The 15,855-nt window shown below is 63.9% G+C and carries 7 protein-coding genes; 3 read left to right on the top strand and 4 right to left on the bottom strand.

The features are described 5' to 3' along the window. The first annotated feature begins 24 nt into the window (after nt 1-24). Nucleotides 25-4,866, top strand: a complete 4,842-nt coding sequence (locus K1567_RS25390; RefSeq protein ID WP_220698968.1) for a neuraminidase-like domain-containing protein — start codon at nt 25-27, stop codon at nt 4,864-4,866. Beyond that, nucleotides 4,863-9,347, top strand: a complete 4,485-nt coding sequence (locus K1567_RS25385) for a SpvB/TcaC N-terminal domain-containing protein (RefSeq protein ID WP_220698967.1) — start codon at nt 4,863-4,865, stop codon at nt 9,345-9,347. Before K1567_RS25390 ends, K1567_RS25385 begins: the two co-directional genes overlap by 4 nt. 51 nt (nt 9,348-9,398) lie before the next feature. Here K1567_RS25385 and K1567_RS25380 read toward each other — a convergent pair whose 3' ends face one another. The 3 genes from K1567_RS25380 to K1567_RS25370 all read right to left on the bottom strand — a co-directional run bounded on the left by K1567_RS25380 (nt 9,399) and on the right by K1567_RS25370 (nt 13,205). Continuing rightward, nucleotides 9,399-12,272: an RHS repeat-associated core domain-containing protein gene (locus K1567_RS25380; RefSeq protein WP_169868978.1), complete on the bottom strand. Its 2,874-nt coding sequence runs from the start codon at nt 12,270-12,272 to the stop codon at nt 9,399-9,401. A gap of 114 nt (nt 12,273-12,386) precedes the next feature. Further along, a complete protein-coding gene (locus tag K1567_RS25375) occupies nt 12,387-12,683 on the bottom strand; it encodes a BolA family transcriptional regulator (protein ID WP_034099304.1) in 297 nt (98 codons plus the stop codon). A 6-nt stretch (nt 12,684-12,689) separates the two neighbouring features. Further along, a complete protein-coding gene (locus K1567_RS25370) occupies nt 12,690-13,205 on the bottom strand; it encodes a DUF2059 domain-containing protein (protein WP_032885944.1) in 516 nt (171 codons plus the stop codon). Nucleotides 13,206-13,399: 194 nt separating this feature from the next. On the opposite strand from K1567_RS25370, the gene K1567_RS25365 reads away from it, so the two are divergent. After that, nucleotides 13,400-14,788, top strand: a complete 1,389-nt coding sequence (locus K1567_RS25365) for a class II fumarate hydratase (protein ID WP_034099307.1) — start codon at nt 13,400-13,402, stop codon at nt 14,786-14,788. On the opposite strand, the gene K1567_RS25360 is transcribed toward K1567_RS25365, so the two are convergent. Beyond that, nucleotides 14,785-15,741, bottom strand: coding sequence for a DMT family transporter (locus K1567_RS25360; RefSeq protein ID WP_034099309.1), 957 nt, complete (start codon nt 15,739-15,741; stop codon nt 14,785-14,787). The two genes, K1567_RS25365 and K1567_RS25360, sit on opposite strands and share 4 nt — an antisense overlap. Nucleotides 15,742-15,855: the final 114 nt, after the last annotated feature.

Raw genomic sequence — 15,855 nt, 5'->3', positions numbered from 1 at the left:
CCCACCCGGACTCAAGGAACGACTATGTCTGAGCCCCTCGAACACCGTCTCAACGAAGCCCGCCGCGATGCCATGCTCGGCTTCTACCTGGCGCATTGCATCAGCGCCCCGTTGAAAACCACCCTGCGTACCCCAGAGGATCTGTACGACTATTGGCTGCTGGATGTGCAGGTCAGCCAGGCCGTGCCGAGCAGCCCGGTGGCCAGTGCGATCACCAGCCTGCAGCACTACATCAACCGCATCCTGGGCGGGCTGGAACCGGGCTACGAAACACAGGGCCCGTTGCCTGACGAAGCGCGCGCTTGGCAAGACAGCCTGCGCACCTACCCGCTGTGGAGCGCCAGTCAGCAACTGCGTTACCAGCCCCACCACTTCCTCGACCCCACGCTGCGCGAGGACAAGAGCGCCAGCTTCGAGCAACTGGAAAACGACCTCAACCAGCACCGGCTGCAACCGGCCACGGTGCAAAGCGCCGTGCAAGGTTACCTGGCACGGTTCGAACACATCGCGCGCTTACAGACCCTCAACGGCTACATCGATGGCGACGTGCGACAACTGGACACCAGCACCTATTACTTTGTCGGCAAGTCGGTCAGCGACGACCTCTATTACTGGCGCTCGCTGGACCTGTCCAAACGCTCCAGCGCCAACCCCAGGGCACCCGCGCCTCGGGCATGGAGCGATTGGAAGCCGATCAACCTGACGTTTTCCGCCGACATTCCGGCCCACAGTGTGCGGCCGGTGCTGTTCAATCAGCGCCTGTTTATCGTATGGGCCGAGTGCATCAAACCCGCGCCGTATCACGCCGTGCACGGCCCGGTAAACGACAATGGCGAAGACGGGGACGACGATGATAAACAGCGCCACGCCGAATGGCTCAACAGCCGCTTCGTGAAGTTGCGCCTGTGTTTTTCCTATCAAAAACGCGACGGCAGTTGGAACCTTCCCCAGGTGGGACTGGAGGAACATTGCGTCACACGCGGGATCAATGCGCTCACCCCCGAACAACTCAAGCGCATCACCCAAACCATTGCGGTGGTCGACAGTCGCAGCCCCCAAAGTCTGTTCCTGGGTATACGCGCCAACACGTTGAACCATGGCGGCGAACAGCCGGGGGAGTTCTTTCAAGCCATCAGTGTCGATCAGGCACTGGACGTCAAGGTGGTGGCGTCCGCCGGCAGCCCGGGGCGTTACAAGATCGTGCCGGGCTCGGCCGTTGCGCTGGAAACCATCCGTCTGCTGGAGGCTTACGAGTCCACGCAGAACACACCGTTGCAGACCGCCCTGCTCGGAGGGCTCGACGAAGCCAATGTGTTTTCCAGCGCCTTGCTGCCGCCATTCGCCCACCGTTACTTCGGGTTGTTCTTCGACATCAACAAGGACAGCCTGCAATTCAAGGCCAGCCTAACGGATGACTACACCGAGCCCGTGCTGACCCTGACACCTGAAGGCTCGCCCCAGGCCCCTTTGAAAACCTGGGATTTCGAAGCCAGAAGCCAAGACATCCTCGACGCCGACAGCATCAGCACCACATTCGACCCGATCACCAACGAAGTAGTATTCACCTCGAAAACCGCCAAGCGCTTTTTGCAGACCTACAAGGTCACCCTCAAAACCCGGCATGCCGAAGCGAGCATTACCTTGGTCACCGAATCAGCCATGCACGATTCGGCCATGGCCGATGTCGAATTGAGCGAGGGCTCGGCCATCATCCTGGACAGCACGATCGTCTCGGACGTCGACGTCACGCACTACGCGATGTTTTTCAAAAACCCCAAGACCGGCAAGACCTTCGCCAATGCCATCTATGACAAAGGCAGCCTGTTGCTCACCCTGACGGGCCAAGCGAAGGCCGCTCAGGATTGGCGCGCCGGGCAAGACGGGACCAAGAACGTCACCGAGTATTCGCTGGAAGGCAAATTCATCGCCAAGAATGCCTTCCTGCATTTATATGCCCATGCGCAGGACAACGTGCTGGCAATCCTCGACCGCTACAGTGACTACGGCCTGCCGGGCGATCAATCCTCCAGCAAAAAACTGCACTTCGTGAATGACTTGCGATTGGTGTACAGCAGCGCGTCGATGCCCATCCGGCTTTATCGCCACGTCATCATGCAGTCCCGGCTCAAGGACCGGCCCACCCCGCACGCGATCAGCAACAACACTGCGCAGATCCTTAACTTCACCGACAGCGAACACGAAAGCCTGGCCGGCTCGGCACCGGAGTTGCCGGTCGGGCACGTCACGACCACACGGATCAAACTGCCCAGCGGGCAACCGTCCTCGGCGGTCACGGTGATCCACGGCGTGATTACCCTGGAGAGCCAAGAGGATGGCGCACGGGTGCTGGGGTATGCGTTCAAGGCCGTCACCTGCACCCTCAGCCACTCCCTGAGCGTTACCCAACCGGCCCGTTCCCCGCGGATCAGCTCCCTGCGCGAGGAAAGCGGGGAGCGCCTCGAAGTCCTCGACTTTTCCGCGAGCCTCAAACCGTCGCTGCCGGCGATCCCACTGAACAGCCGCCTCGCCAGCCAACTGTTCAAGACCGCCACGGCCGCGCTTGATCCGCCGCTTGCCTGTGGTTTCACAGCGGTTGACGGGGTTGCAGCGCAATCGGCGGACTTCCACGGAGCGCACGGCCAGTACCTGCGGGAGCTGTTGATCTACGTGCCGTGGACCATCGCCCATCAGCTCAACCGGCAACAGCAATACGCCGAAGCAGAACGTTGGCTGCACGGGCTATACAACCCTCGCCAGCCGCATACCGGCACACTGAGCGCGCTGACAGCCGCCCCTGTGGAGCTGAGTTACGCCTGCATGCAGCCCGAGCAGCCCCATGAGCTGGCCCTGAGTTTTCCGCGTTACCTGCGCAAGGCATTGCATTTGCTCCATGTGGATATCCTGATCAACCGCGGCGACGCGGCCTATCGTCAGTTAAGCCCCGACAGCCTGGCCGAAGCCAAGCTCTGGTACCGCCAGGCGCAGCACCTGCTGGGCACGCGCCCGACGCTGACCCGCGCCGATACTTGGACCCCGCGCGCCCTCGGTGACCTGGCCAGTACCGCAGCGCTGGCCATACGCGCGCTGGAGCACCAACCGGAGTACTTGCGCTCGTTGTCGCGCCAGTGTGTCACCTTCGGCCAGCGCGCCTGGCTTATGGACAGCCCCTACCTGCAACGTCCTTTAAGCCCGCAACAGGTGGCGCGTTGGGACACTCTGGACGCTCGCCTGCACGGCTTGCGCACCCACTTGGACATCACCGGCAAGCCGTTGCGCCCGTCGTTGTTCGCCGCGCCTTTAGCGCCTGCCGCGCTGCTCGCGCGGGCGGCGCACAGTGCCATGGGTGGCGCCGAGGCACCTTTGACGACGCGCCCGGAAGTCGGCCACTACCGCTTCCAGGTCATAGCCGGGCACGCCATGAATGCGGTCGACAGCCTGGCACAGTTCGGCACCACGCTGCTGGCGCTGATCGAACGCAAAGAGCAGGCGCACCTGCTCGACGTGCAACAACAGCAGGCTTGGGAGCTGGCCAGCCTGGTGGTGACCCAGCATACCCAGGCGCTGGCGATCGACGAAAAAAACCGCCAAGCCTTGCTGCACAGCCGTGCGGTGATCAAGGGGCGCCTGGACTTCCTGACCCAACGGCTCAACGAAGGCATCAGCGCCGGTGAAATCGCCGCCGGCCAGCAGTACCTCGAAAGCGCCGCCTGGGAGCGCAAAGTGGCCATCGCCGGCATGGGCGCCGGTGCCGCCATGCTGGCGCCGAACATTTTCGGCACCGCCTTTGGCGGCATGCGTTTTGAGGGATTGTTTCAAGGCTATCAGGCGTTCGCCCAGGGCGAGGCCAACGCTGCCCGCGCCAACGCCAACGAGCTGGAGCGCACCGAGCAGTTCAACCGGCGCGCCCAGGACTGGGCCCATGCCGAGCAACAAGCGCGCCTGGAACTGGCGCAGATCGACGCATTGCTGCATACCCAGGCCGAACAGGAAAAAGCCACCCGCCTGCACCTGCGCAGTGCCCAGACGGCCCTGGCCCAGGCCCAGTCGACCTATCAACTGCTGAGCACCCGCACCGCCCGGGCCCAGCTGTATGAGTGGCTCAATACACAGTTGGGCACTTTCTATTACGCCCTGCATGACAGCGCCCAATCACTGTGCCTGGCCGCCGAAGCGTGCTGGCAGTACGAAACCGCCGAACAGCGCACGTTCTTTTCAGCAGACAGTTGGCGCCAGGCCCACCACGGCTTGCTGAGCGCCGAAGCCTTGAAGTTGAACCTGCTACGCATGAATGCGGCGTACCTGCAACACACGCCAAGGGAGCTGGAGATCAGCAAAACCGTGTCGCTGCGCCATCGCCTGATCGAGTGCGGGGTGATGGTCCCGCAGTTAAGCCCGAACACCTTGCCCACCAAGACCTGGGCCGATCACAAAGCCGCGCTGGTGCAGCACGGCACTTTGTGTTTCGAGCTGACCAGAGCGTTGTTCGATGAGGATTACCCCGGCCACACCTTGCGCCGCATCAAGCAGATCAGCCTGTCATTGCCCGGCACCCTGGGGCCCTACGAGGACATCAAGGCCACCCTGACCCAAACCCGCAACGAAGTGGATAGCGCCGGTGGCGGCCCGCGTACCGAATGGCGCGCGCGCCAGCAGATCGCGTTGTCGCGGGGGCTGGACGACAACGGCCAGTTCAGCCTCGACTTCGATAACGACCCGCGCTACCTGCCGTTCGAATACACCGGTGCCGTGTCCTCCTGGCGCCTGGATTTTCCCCATCCGCAACGCCAAAAAGACCTGCTGGAATCGATCACCGACATCATTGTGCATGTGCGCTACACCGCCCGACCGGCCAGGAGCGACGCATGAGTACCCCCGCTAATTCATCACCTATCCAACTGCCGGCGCTGCCCAACAGCGGCACGCCACCAGGCGCCGCCAAGGGCTGGGCGCCTGTCGGCGCCGACGGTGTCGCGCGCCTGGAGATCGCGCTGCCGATCAGCCCCGGTCGCGGCTACGCACCGGCACTCGCCCTCACCTACCGTAGCAACGCCGGCAACAGTGCGTTCGGCTTCGGTTGGGACGTCAACGTCGCGGCCGTGACCCGTTGCACCCGGCGTGCCGTGCCGAGTTACACCGAGGCCGACACCCTGCTGGGGCCGGACGCCCAGGCATGGATGCCCGAGTGCGACGCCAACGGCACGCCGGTGCAGACCCAGCGCGACACCTTCAATCAACAGGCGCTGGGCACGACTTACACCGTTACCCGCCACTTCCCCAGGGTGGAAAGCGACTTCGCGCGCATCGAACATTGGTACTCGGCCCTCGACCCCGCCGGCTTCTGGCGGGTGCAGGCCAGCGACGGCAGCCAGCACCTGTACGGCAAAACCCTCGCGGCGCGCATTGCCGACCCCGAACACCCCACGCATGTGGCGCAATGGCTGCTGGAGGAAAGCCTCAATGCGCACGGCGAACATATCGGCTATCGCTATCAGGCCGAAACCGATACCCGCACATTCCCCCATGACAGCCGAGCCCAGCGCTATCTGCACAGTGTGTATTACGGCAACGTCAACGCCCGGGAAAAAGCCACGCCGTACCTGTTCAAGACCGACGACCTCTCGCGCCAAGCCTGGCACTTTCATCTGGTATTCGACTATGGGCAGCGCAGCGCCGCTTTCGACCAGGTGCCTACCTATGCGCCGACCACTGACTGGGCCGTGCGCCAGGACCCGTTTTCCCGCTACGCCTACGGTTTTGAACAGCGCACGTTGCGCCTGTGTCGACAAATCCTGATGTTTCACGCGTTCCCCGACGAGCCAGGCATGGGGCCCGACCCAGTGCTGGTCAAACGCCTGCTGCTCGAACATCACGTCGGCCGCAATGGCTTGACCCAGCTGATGGCCACCCACGAGCAGGCGGTGGATGCCCACGGCACGCTCAGCTATCAACCGCCCCAGGAATACCTGTACCAGAGCGTCGCATTGAAGCTGGACAGCACACGTTATCGACCGTTTGAGGCGTTCCCCGGCCATGGATACCAGTTGCTCGACCTCTACGGCGAAGGCGTGCCGGGGTTGGTATACCGCACTGACCACGCCTGGTATTACCGCGCGCCCGTGCGGGCCGTGGACGCCGCCGACGCCGATGCCGTCGGTTACGGCCCGGCCCAGACGTTGCCGGTCAAACCGGAAGTCGGGCCGTCGCGCCCGCGCGTCCAGGCGTTGCTGGATGTGGATGGCGACGGCCGCCCGGAGTGGGTTACGGCGCAACCGGGCATGCGTGGTTTTTTCCGGCTTGACCCGCACCCGGACGAAGCGCGTTTTATCCCTTTCGAGGCATTGCCCGTGGAGTTGCTGCACCGCGACGCGGTGTTCGCCGACTTGATGGGCAGCGGCTTGGCCGACCTGGCGTTGGTGGGTCCGCGCAGCGTGCGCCTGTATGCTCATCGACAAACCGAGGGGTTTGCCGCCGGCATCGAGGTGGCGCATGTGGTCGAGGACGATGACTTGCCTTCATTGAGCCCATCACCCAGCGATTGGGTGGGCTTCAGCGATGTGCTCGGCAGCGGTCAGCCGCACCTGGTGCGCATCCGCCACGACGAGATCAAGTGCTGGCCCAACCTGGGCCGTGGCCGCTTCGGCAAGGGCCGGGTGCTGGCCACGCTGCCGTTCCGGCATAGCGCGTTCAACCCGGCCAATGTGTTGCTCGCCGACTTGGACGGCTGCGTCGCCAGCGACCTGCTGTACCTGACCCCCGATGCCGTGCGCATTTACCTTAACCGAAGCGGCAATGGGTTCGCCGCCACGCCGTTGCTGTTGCCCTGGCCTGCCGGGGTGCAGCACGACGAACGCTGTCAGGTCAGCCTGGCGGATGTACGCGGGCAGGGTTTTGTCAGCCTGGTCATCAGCGTCATGCACCCGCGTCCGCGTCACTGGATCTACGACTTTTTCGACGCCAAACCGGGACTGCTGCGTTATACGTGCAATAACCTGGGCACGGTGGCCCAGGTGAGATACCGCAGCAGCGCCCAGGAATGGCTGGACGAGAAAAAGGAGCTTGAGGACGCCGGAACGCGTCCCGTCAGTCGGTTGCCGTTCACTTTGGACGTGGTCAAACAGCACATGCAGCACGACGAGATCACCGGTAACACGCTGACACAGCACTTGAGCTATCGACAGGCGTATTACGCCGCCGACGAACGTGCATTCCACGGCTTCGGCCTGGTACTGAAGCGGGACAGCGACCTCCCCGTCGGCGGTTTGCTGAGCAAGCGCTGGTTCCACACCGGCCAGGCGCTCGACATGCCCCGCGACGGCTACAGCACCCACGACCCTGACGAAATCACCCTGGGCCCGACCTTACTCGGGCAGCCCATCACGCCCAACACGGCGCAGCCCACCGACCACCAAGACCGCCTGATCACGGCCCCCACGCTCCAGGAACGGCGCGAGGCCGCCTATGCGCTCAGGGGCCTGCCACTGCGGGAGGAACTGTTTGCGCTGGATGCCGCCGACGGCGTGCCGTTTTCCGTGCAGCAGCATCGCTATCTGGTGCGCCGCCTGGCCCCCGCACACGGCGCACAGCCCTGGGCACGGCTGTTGCCGCTGAGGCTGGAGAGCGTGGAGTGCCGCTACGAACAGGTGCGCGACGATCCGGTGTGCCAACACCAACTCAACCTGCGCTGGGACGCCTATGGTTGCCCGGTGCACAGCGTCACGGTGCACCACGCGCGGCGAAAAACCGCCGACGACACGCCGCCGGCACACCTCACCGATCCCCACGCCCAACAATGGTGGCGGGATACCCACGACAGCGCGCAACAGCGTTATTACCTGAGCGAAACCCTGAGCCAGTGGATTCATCACGATCAACCGGATCAATGGCGCCTGGCCCTGCCCTATCGCCATCGCACCAATACCTGGACTTTGCCCAAGGGCGAAGCGGCGCACGGCCTCACGGATGCGGCCGTGCGCTATGAACGCTTTATCGACCGCCACAGCGGGCCGCTGGGGCCGCAAGCACCGCGTGAACTCAGTGGCTTGTCGGTACAGCACTACCGCGAGCCGGGCGGCAAGGGCAAAACCCTCGCGCCGGGGGGCGCCACGTTCCAAGCCCTCAGCGACTACCTGGAAACTGCCGAACTCGATCCCCAAGCCCTGGCTGCGTACAGGCAGATCCCCAGCCTGCCGGGCCAGCCGACTTGGGACACCGACCGCCAATTGCAGGACCTGGGCTACCAGCCCATGGCGGTGTTTTTTTTCGCCAACGCGGCGGAACGAAGTGCGCCACCGCGCCTGTGGTCGGTACGCCGGCAGTTCCCCCGCTACCTGAGTGCCAAACGCTTTTACCGCCTGCGCAGTTGGCGCCTGACCGAGGATGCGGGTGAAACCACGCTGGATTACGACCCCTATTGGTGTCACGTCAGCCAGATCACCCAAGCAGACGGTTGCGTGACCCAGGCCACTTACGATTACCGCCTGCTGCTGCCGGTCAAGGTGGTGGACCCCAACGGCACACAGCAGGAGGTGCGCTATGACGGCTTCGGGCGGGTAATGGTCAGCAGTATTCACGGACAGGAGGCTGGCAAAGCTGTGGGCTTTGCGTCGTTGTCCTCCCTCGGCCATACGCAGGCGCTGCCGATGGCCCAGGTGATCCAAAAGCCCGAGACCTTACTCGGCGGCGCCGCCAGTGCCTGGGTGTATGCGCCATTCAGTTGGATGGGCACCGTTGCCCAGGCCGACCTGCGCCCATCATGGGTGAGCCAGAACTACCTGCTGCCGGGCGGGCAGATCCGCGCCACCGCCCGGCTGCGTCTGAAAAAGATCGGCGCGGCCGCCAGCCAGGAACAGCAGGCCCTGTACCGCTTGATCAACCAGGCGCAACGCGAGCCGGTGCACTGCCTGATGCTGCAGGCCGATCGTTACCCCGACGACCAAGCCAGGCAGATTCACCAACGGCTGACCCATTGGGACGGCTGGGGTCGCGCATTACAAAGCAAGCAGAAGACCGAGCCCGGCCTTGCCCACGCCGTGGCGGCGGACGGCACATTAATCGTGGAAAACCAGCGCCTCCAGCAGGTCAGCGCCGATCCGCGCTGGCGCGTGAGTGAACGGGTGGAATACAACCCGCAAGGTTTGCCCATCCGCGTATACCGGCCGTATTTCGCCGACCGGCCTGGTTTTATCGACGACGCGTCACTGCGCAACTTCGGCGTATGCGACCAGCTCGTCTACGATGCAACAGGCCGCCTGGTGCGCACGCTCAACGCCAACGGTTCGCTCACGCGCAGCAGCTATTGGGCCTGGTACACGGTCAGCGAGGATGAAAACGACACCGCCGAGCCGTGAGCCGCGCGGCTGCCAGGGGACCGGACAAGTCCTTGGCAGCCACGCCTGGCATCAGCGCCGGTGGGGCTGACGCACGCCTTCCACGCGATAGTGGCTGCCGCCCAAGTGCCTGAACATCAAACGGTAGGCGCCACGCCCGCGCGTCGCGGCATAACCGTGCAGGTCTGCCGACCACAGGCGATCGTCGTGCTGATGCCAGTGAATCGCGCCAAACCGACGTTCGCGCAGGTGGCTGAGGGTCAGGGCAATGCTGCGCCCGGCACGGCTACGGGGGTCGATATCGGCCACGGATGCGCTGTCGATGCGCATCACCGGCAGCGCGGCAGAGCTGCCCGAAGGCGCCATGCCCGGCACTGCGGCGCTGGACTGTCGGCCTCGGCGCGCACGCCCGCCGCTCGCCGTCTGCGTCGTGGCGACGACCTCGAAGGTGCCGGCCACCCCTTGCGCAGCGCCAGTGGGGGACAACGCCCGAGCGGGGCCACGCAACACGAGGGTGCTGAACCCCATGCGTCTCATCTCGGGGCCGGGGTTACGCGTATCCGTCAGCAAGGTATCGACCCGACCGGTTCTATCCACCGGCCCCACATAACCCAATACGCGGTCTTCCTTCACAGACAAATAAATCGAAACGCCCTCTTCACCATGGCGGCGCTCATACGCGAAGTTGACCAGCCGCTCTGTTTCTTGGTGGCTCAGACCCGCCTGCTGGGCCAAGTCGAGGGCCAGTTCCGTGACCGACCGGGCGAACTGTTGCTCGGCCTCCTCATCTGCCCTGGCCATGGCCTGGGGTTGCATTTCACGGTAACCGCGCAGACGACTGGCGCCGAACAACAGCCCTCCGATCAGCGCGCCCACGGCTGCGCCGCTGGCCGCGTCGCCGTGCAACGTCCCGGCACTCAGCCCCATCAAGGCAAACAGCAACAGGATGATCAGCCCGCCCACTATGCGTGTGGTTTCCGCGGCGGCCGGCTGAAGGCCCATCACATCGACAAACGTAACGGGGTTGTTATTGGCCATCAGGTAGGGGTTCGAGCCGTCGCCAGCGCCCGCCGGGTCGGGGTTGATCCAGCGCTGCAACCACGGCGCGTAGTAGCGAAAACCGTAATAGTACAAACCGCTGGCATCGCGCTCTTTGCCGCAATAACGCCGGCTTTTCTCGTGCCCCTCCAAGGCATTGCGCGACGCCCACCACGCCGTGCCGCCAAACGGAAAATAGCTCTCCTGACTGAGCAACTGCGCCTGTTCGTCCAGCTCCAGCGTATGGCTGGACTGATGGTCCGTCAGGCAAAAGCGCAACGCTTCATGGCCGGCGCCCGCCTCCGGCCCCTGCTCCCATTGCAACACCTCGACCGCGCATGGCCCCGCCTCGACGCGCAGCACATTCAACTGACGGGACGGGCTGTGGCGGACCTCCAGGCCCGGCAAGTAATAGACTCGCGCCGTTTGCCGCTGCCCGGCGACTTGGCGATGGATAAGCTTGAGGGCGCGCTGACCATCGCTGGCATAGACGTAGGTTTCTTCATCGTCGGGCTCGGCCTCGCGTTGCACGAGGGTGACCTTGGCCAATTGGTTACGCACGTTCCAATGCATCGGCTGGCCCCGCGCCAACCATTGCTGGTTGCCATTGGCATCAAAACCCTGGGCCGAACTTTCGTCGCGCAGCCCACGGTTGCTGTTATCCGCCACCTGCAAGGTGCGTGTGTAACCGCTGCCAGTCGACGGCGCATGGCGCAACCGGGTCAGGTTGCCGGCGGCGTCGTACTCATAGCGCTGGGTGTAATTGCGCCACAGGCCGCTGTCGGTCGCGCCGAAAGACACTTGCGCCGGCAAACCCGGGCCGATGCTCGCCACCGCGCTTTCACGCCCCGTGGCCTGGATCAACTGGTACAGCGAATCGTAGGCATAGTGACTTGAGGCCTCGATTTGAGTATTGCTGTGCCACTGCGTCGGTTGCGCCTGATCCAGCAGGCTGACCACGTTGCCGACCGGGTCGTAGGCGTAGCGCAGGTCCTGCAAAAGCGCCGAAGTCTCCCCCGCGCGCTGCGCGGTCAAGCGTTGCAAGCGGCCATCCTCGACGCCGTAGTGCGCCTGGCGGCTCACCCCGTTGCCCAGCAGCGCCGATTCCAGCTGGCCGGCGGCGTTATAAACGCAGCGCTCGATCAAGGCTTTGCGCGCGCCGTCCTTGAAACTGAGGCTGCTTGTTTGCAATTGCCCATCGACCCCATACAGGAACTGCCGGCTATTGCCCCTGGCGTCGATCTGCTCCAGCGTGGCACCCAACGCATCGAACCGCCAACGCGTGGTGTAGGCCCGATTTTGCAGGAGCCCATCCTGGGCGGCGGCGGCCTGGGGCCAGTCGACGTCAGCGCCGAGCTGGCAAAAACGCCGGGTCTGGCTGAGCACCTGGCCCCCCATCCCGTACGCGTCAAACATCTGGGTGCCCGCCGGGTCGGCATGCCGCAGCAGGCGGCCATTGCGGTTCAAGGCGCGATGTTCTTCGGTAGGCGCGGCGTAGACCAGCCGCTCGACACAACGCGGTTGCGCATCCGTGGCGGCTTGCTCGAACACCGCCACCGGACGCAGCAGCGCATCGTACTCATGCTGCTGATGGGCGCCGCGCCCATCCCACGCCTGCACTACCTGCCCGGACGGCGCGGCCAGCAGCAGGCGCAGGCCGGCGTCCACGTCCTGACGCCGCACTACCGCGCCGGACAGGCTGTAGAGATAACGTTGGTTGGGTTGGGTTTGCAGGCGCGGGTCCCACTGCTCCAGCACAAAACCGTTAGCACTGTGGACAGCACGTCGCACGCGGGGCGTGGGCGCATCCTCGGCACTGGCACGGTGGTAAGCGACGTTGCGCACTGGCAGACCACGGGGGTCGAACGCCGTCAGCGAGGGGGTATTGCGATGAAGTGAAGCAGGCATGACTCATGACTCCAAGGACACAATGGTCACCTGAGCCTAGGGAGCCTGAACGGGGAGCGGCGGTAGCCGGGTATGTGGGCTTCAACCGGTCAACACCGGTTGAAGCCCGCCACATTACGCGTGCCCGCCAGCGCAGGTCGGCGAGGCCGGCGCTGCGTCGATGGTCGCCCATTCTTCGGGCGTGTAGGTGTGCAGCGCCAGCGCATGAAACTCGCTCATCAGGTCACCCAATGTGGCGTAGACCTTTTGATGGCGCTTGACGCGGTTAAGCCCGGCGAACTGCTGGCTGACCAACACGGCCTTGAAGTGGGTCTGCAACCCACGGCTGTGCATATGGCTTTCGTCCAGCACGCTCAGGTGATCCGGGGCCAGGGCGGCAAGCGCCGTTTCGATACGCTGTTGCATAGTCATTGCTGCTTACTTCTTCTTGGCCGGTGCGGCTTTTGGGGTCAGCTCGTTGGTCATGTCTTCCAACAGCTTGTTGACCACCGGTACGGCGCTTTCCAGTTTGGCCTGGGTCATCTGAGCCGATTGCTGGGTCAGCTGCGGCATTTTCTCCAGGACTTTCTTACCCAACGGCGACTGGTAGAACGCGACCAGGTCCTTGAGTTCGGATTCGCTGAAATTGGTGGTGTAAAGCTTGACCATGTCCGGTTTCAGCTTCGGCCAACCGATGGCCTGGTCCAGGGCGGCATTGGCCTTGGCCTGGTAGCTGTCGAGCACCGATTGCTTGGCGGCGGGCGCCTTGGTCTGCTCGAAACGCTGGGCGAACATTTGCTGCACTTGCATGTACACCGGGGTACCCAGCTTGTCGGCATGGGCCAGGGTCAGGAAGGCTTCGGCACTGGCGTTGTGGCTGGCGGTATCGGCAAAAACCTGGCCGCTGGCGCAAACCAGAGCAACCGCGGTACAGATGGCACGAAGACGAGTCATCGAGTTTCCTTTCTAGCTGGCGAGGTAAAACCCCAAGGGCGACCATTCTGCGCCTAAAAAACCTCGCGGCTCAACCCCACCCCTTGTCAGCCCTGGTTTTGCGGGGCGCAGACGCAGTGAAGAAAGTTTGTGGAACCCATCTGCGTGCCCAGGGCCTAAACTGACCTCTCTCGACTGGATAAGGAGGATGCACGATGAGCCGTATCGAAACCGACAGCCTGGGCGACGTAGAGGTGCCTGATGACGCCTACTGGGGTGCGCAGACCCAGCGCTCGCTGGTCAATTTCGCGATTGGCGAGCAACGCATGCCCCTGGCGGTTCTACATGCCCTGGCCCTGATCAAGAAAGCCGCGGCGCGGGTCAACGACCGCAATGGCGACTTGCCCGCCGACATCGCGCGCCTGATCGAACAGGCCGCCGATGAGGTGCTCGACGGTCAACACGACGATCAATTCCCCCTGGTGGTGTGGCAGACCGGCAGCGGCACCCAGAGCAACATGAACGCTAACGAAGTCATCGCCGGCCGCGCTAACGAGCTGTCCGGCAAGACCCGTGGCGGCAAGAGCCCGGTCCACCCCAACGACCATGTGAACCGCTCGCAAAGCTCCAACGACTGCTTCCCCACAGCCATGAGCATCGCCACCGTGCAGGCGGTGCATCAACAACTGTTACCGGCGATCACCTACCTGTCCGGCGGCTTGGCGGAACTCTCGGCGCGGCATATGAACCTGGTGAAGACCGGCCGCACCCATATGATGGACGCCACGCCGATCACCTTCGGTCAGGAGATCTCGGCGTTCATCGCCCAGCTCGACTATGCCGAAAGAGCTATCCGCAGCGCCCTGCCCGCCGTGTGCGAGCTGGCCCAGGGCGGTACGGCGGTGGGCACCGGGCTCAATTCCCCTCAGGGTTTCGGCGAGGCAATGGCTTCCGAGCTGGCGGCGCTGTCCGGGTTGCCATTCGTTACCGCGCCCAACAAGTTTGCCGCGCTGTCCGGCCACGAGCCGCTGGTGACCTTGCACGGTGCGCTGAAAACCCTGGCCGTGGCGCTGATGAAAATTGCCAACGACCTGCGCCTGCTGGGCTCCGGCCCGCGCGCCGGGCTGGCCGAGGTGAAACTGCCGGCCAATGAACCGGGCAGTTCGATCATGCCGGGCAAGGTCAACCCCACTCAGTGCGAAGCGTTGTCGATGCTGGCGTGCCAGGTGCTGGGCAACGACGTGACCATCGGCATCGCAGCAAGCCAAGGGCACTTGCAGTTGAACGTGTACAAGCCGGTGATCATCCACAACCTGCTCGAATCGATCCGCCTGCTGGCCGATGGCTGCAACAACTTCCAGGAGCATTGCATCGCCGGGCTTGAACCGGATGCTGGGCAGATGGCCGAGCACCTGGAACGCGGTTTGATGCTGGTTACTGCGCTGAACCCGCATATCGGCTACGACAAGTCGGCGCAGATCGCCAAGAAAGCGTACGCCGAGGGCCTGACGCTACGGCAAGCGGCGCTGGACCTGGGCTACCTCACCGACGCTGAGTTCGACCAGTGGGTGCGCCCGGAAAACATGCTGGAGGCGGGGCATTAAGGCGCCATGCGCAATCGCCGGGCCTTGAGCCCGGCGAACAACGACGGCGCCAGGGCAACCGCCGCCGAGCCCAATACCACCACCACCGCGCCGAAATAGCCGAGGGCGTTGATCTCTTCGGCCTGCACATAGTCGGGCCACAGCCACGCCGCCAGCGCCACCGCGACGAAGGTCACCAAGGGCGTGAGCGCCAGGGTCGCGCTGACCCGCGACGCCTCCCAATGGGCCAGGGCTTCTGCGAACGCGCCATATGCCACCAGGGTGTTCATGCAGCACGCCAGCAGCAGCCAGCCTTGCAGCGGGCTCAGTTGCAGGGCTTCCAGCGGATGCGCCCAGGGGGTCAGCAGCACGGCGCAGCAGAGGTAAATCACCATCATCACCTGCAACGAGTTCCACACCGTGAGCAACTGCTTTTGGCCCAGTGCGTAGAACACCCAGATGGAGGTGGCGAGCAGCACCGTCAGTACACCGGCGGTATAGGCGCCGAGGGAGGTAAGCAACTCCGTCAGCCGCTGGTTGAAGAACAGCCCGAACCCGACGATCAGCACCACCAGGCCAATCACCTGGCCCAGGCTGAAGCGTTCTTTGAACACAAACACACTGGCGATCATCAGAAAGATCGGACCCATCTGCACCACTAATTGCGCCGTGCCGGGGCTGAGCAGCTTGAGGCCCACCAAATACAACACGTAGTTGCCCACCAGGCCGCACACCGCCATGGCCACCAGCCAACCGCCCTTGGGGCCCAACACCTTGCGACTGGGCAAGCGCTTGGTGGCGGCCAGGTAAACAAACAGGCAACTGCCGGCCACCGTCAGGCGAAACCAGGTCACCGTGATTGGGTCCATCACTTGCAATACTTGCTTGAGTTTGATCGGCAAAATGCCCCAGAGCAGCGCGGTCAGCAGGGTCAGGAAGAAACCGTAGACCCAGCGGCCGGAAGAGATATGCATGAGTGCCCCAAAAAATGCCAGAGGTGGAGGAGCGGCCATTCTAGGGGCAAGCGCACGCATAGGGATACGGTGCTGTTTAACAGTGGGAGAGGTCTCGCCCCTCCCACCTGTGGC

The organism is Pseudomonas sp. S5F11 (assembly GCF_019641515.1).
Classification (GTDB): domain Bacteria; phylum Pseudomonadota; class Gammaproteobacteria; order Pseudomonadales; family Pseudomonadaceae; genus Aquipseudomonas; species Aquipseudomonas rhodesiae.
The sequence above is the reverse complement of the archived record's forward strand: the minus strand, read 5'-3'. Positions and strand labels throughout refer to the sequence as shown.

Excerpts from the sequence above, each read along its gene's own strand:
- K1567_RS25370 (WP_032885944.1), bottom strand. The coding sequence starts at position 13,205 with ATGACTCGTCTTCGTGCCATCTGTACCGCGGTTGCTCTGGTTTGCGCC.
- K1567_RS25365 (WP_034099307.1), top strand. The coding sequence starts at position 13,400 with ATGAGCCGTATCGAAACCGACAGCCTGGGCGACGTAGAGGTGCCTGAT.
- K1567_RS25385 (WP_220698967.1), top strand. The coding sequence starts at position 4,863 with ATGAGTACCCCCGCTAATTCATCACCTATCCAACTGCCGGCGCTGCCC.
- K1567_RS25375 (WP_034099304.1), bottom strand. The coding sequence starts at position 12,683 with ATGACTATGCAACAGCGTATCGAAACGGCGCTTGCCGCCCTGGCCCCG.
- K1567_RS25390 (WP_220698968.1), top strand. The coding sequence starts at position 25 with ATGTCTGAGCCCCTCGAACACCGTCTCAACGAAGCCCGCCGCGATGCC.
- K1567_RS25380 (WP_169868978.1), bottom strand. The coding sequence starts at position 12,272 with ATGCCTGCTTCACTTCATCGCAATACCCCCTCGCTGACGGCGTTCGAC.
- K1567_RS25360 (WP_034099309.1), bottom strand. The coding sequence starts at position 15,741 with ATGCATATCTCTTCCGGCCGCTGGGTCTACGGTTTCTTCCTGACCCTG.